The organism is Bradyrhizobium sp., assembly GCF_049581145.1.
Lineage (GTDB): Bacteria > Pseudomonadota > Alphaproteobacteria > Rhizobiales > Xanthobacteraceae > Bradyrhizobium.
In genome coordinates this window covers 1-2,755 of the sequence record NZ_JBAURI010000291.1, presented here as the reverse complement: position 1 = coordinate 2,755, position 2,755 = coordinate 1, and the positions used below count along the sequence as shown (strand labels likewise).

At 65.6% G+C, this 2,755-nt stretch carries 1 protein-coding gene; it reads right to left on the bottom strand.

The annotated features are described in order from the left end of the window. Nucleotides 1-2,755 (bottom strand): transcription-repair coupling factor (gene mfd, locus WCB02_RS09765; protein ID WP_423957818.1); only part of this gene is annotated, 2,755 nt, incomplete at both ends.

Genomic DNA, 2,755 nt, shown 5'->3' with positions numbered 1-2,755 from the left:
CTGCAGCACGGCGAGCCGTTTCTCGGCTTGCGGCGTGATCGTCTTGCCGGCCGGGGTCGTGAAAATCGCATAGGCGCGCGCCTTCGAGCGGCCGACGCGGCCGCGCAATTGATAGAGCTGCGCCAGTCCGAACATGTCGGCGCGATGCACGATCAGCGTATTGGCGTTGGGAATGTCGAGCCCGGATTCGACGATCGTGGTCGAGAGCAGGATGTCGTATTTGCCGTCATAGAATGCCGACATGATGTCCTCGATCACGGTCGGCGCCATCTGGCCATGCGCGACCGCGACCTTCATCTCAGGCACGTTCTTGTCGAGGAAATCCTTGACCTCCGCCAGGTCGTCGATCCGCGGCACGACATAGAACGCCTGCCCGCCACGATAGCGTTCGCGCAGCAGCGCCTCGCGGATCATCAGGGGATCATGCGGCGCCACAAAGGTGCGCACCGCGAGGCGATCGACCGGCGGCGAGGCGATGATCGACAATTCGCGCACCCCTGTCAGCGCGAGCTGCAGCGTGCGTGGGATCGGCGTCGCACTGAGCGTCAGGACATGCACCTCGGCACGGAGCTGCTTCAGGCGTTCCTTGTGGCTGACGCCAAAGTGCTGCTCCTCGTCCACGATCAAGAGGCCGAGATCGCGGAACTTGATCGCCTTGCCAAGCAGCGCATGGGTGCCGACGACGATGTCGACCGAGCCCTCGGTCAGCCCTTTCTTGACCTGCGCCATGTCCTTGGCCGCGATCAGGCGGGAGGCTTGCGCGACCTGGACCGGAAAGCCGCGGAACCGCTCGGTGAAGGTTTTGGTATGCTGCCGCGCAAGCAGCGTGGTCGGCACCACGACCGCGACCTGCTTGCCGTCGAGCGCGACCGCAAACGCAGCGCGTAGCGCCACCTCGGTCTTGCCGAAACCGACGTCGCCGCAGATCAGCCGGTCCATCGGGCGCCCGGTCTCGAGATCCTTCAAGGTCGCCTGGATCGCGGTCAGCTGATCCTCGGTCTCGTCATAGGGGAAGCGCGCGCAGAATTCGTCGTAGATGCCTGCCTGCACCGGCAGTTTCGGTGCCTCGTGCAACTGCCGTTCCGCGGCGATCTTGATCAGTTCACCCGCGATCTCGCGGATGCGATTCTTCAGTTTCGCCTTGCGCGTCTGCCAGCCGCCGCCGCCCAGCCGGTCCAGTTCGACATTGGCCTGATCGGAACCGAAGCGCGACAGCAGTTCGATGTTCTCGACCGGCAGGAACAGCTTTGTCTCGGCGGCGTAATGCAGTTCGAGGCAGTCATGCGGGGCGCCTGAGACCTCCAGCGTCTGCAGCCCGATGAAGCGGCCGATGCCATGATCGACATGCACGACCAGGTCGCCCGCGGCGAGGCTCGTGACCTCCGAGATGAAGTTTTCCAGCTTGCGGCTGGCCTTGCGCGGCCGCACCAGGCGATCGCCCAGAATGTCCTGCTCGCTGATGACGGCGATATCGTCGGTCTCGAAGCCGCTTTCCATGCCGAGCACCGCGAGCATGGCCTCGTTGCGTGGCGTCGCCTGCACCGTGCGCCAGGAATTGACGCTGGTGACGGGCGTGAGCTTGTGATCCCGCAGCATGCTCACCATGCGGTCGCGCGAGCCTTCGCTCCACAGCGTGATCACCACCTTCTTGCGTTGGGCATGCAGCGCCCGCACGTGGGCGACGACCGCCTCGAACACGTTGACGGCGGCATCGTTGCGCTCGGGGGCGAAGTTGCGGCCGGCCCGCGCGCCGGCATCGACCACGCTGCTTTCGGCGGGCACCGCAAATGGCGTCAGCCGCGCCAGCGCCGCGCCATCGAGCCTTTTGGTCCACTCGTCTGCGCTGAGATAGAGCCGGTCCGGCGGCAACGGCTTGTAGAGCACGCCGCCGCCGCGGTGATCCAGCACTTCGCGGCGCGCATCGTAGTAGTCCGCGATCTGCCTGAAGCGCTCGCGCGCGGCATCCTCGCCTTGTGATTCCATGATGATCGGCGCATCGCCGAGATAGTCGAACAGCGTATCCATCTTCTCATGGAACAGCGGCAGCCAATGCTCCATGCCGGGATAGCGGCGGCCTTCGCTGACCGCCTCATAGAGCTGATCGTCGCGCTCGGGGGCGCCGAACTCGGCGACATAGCCCATCCGGAACCGGCGGATGGTTTCGGTCACCAGTTGGAATTCCGACACCGGCACAAGGTCGAGCGAACGCATGTCCAGCATGGTGCGCTGGGTCTCGGCATCGAAGGAGCGGATCGATTCCAGGGAGTCGCCGAAGAAATCGAAGCGCACCGGCAGATCGAGGCCGGCCGGAAACAGATCGAGGATGCCGCCGCGCACCGCGTATTCGCCGGGCTCGCGTACGGTCGACGACCTGTTGTAGCCATTGTGCTCCAGCCAGGCGACGATGGAATCCATCGGCACGACATGGCCCGGCGCGACCGACAGCGCCTGGGCTGCGACCGCATCGCGCGCCGGCACCCGCTGCACGATGGCATTCACCGTGGTCAGCAGGATCAGCGGCTTGTCGCTGCCCTTGAGTCGGGCCAATCGCGCCAGCGTGGTCAGCCGCTGCGCCAGGATCGCGCCATGCGGCGACACCCGGTCATAGGGCTGGCAGTCCCAGGCCGGGAACTGCATGACCGGAAGATCGGGTGCAAAAAACGACAACGCGCGCGCCAGTTGCTGCATGCGCGGACCGTCGCGGCAGACCACGGCCAGGCTGATCGCGGCCTTCTTCGGCCGCGCCGCGATGGCG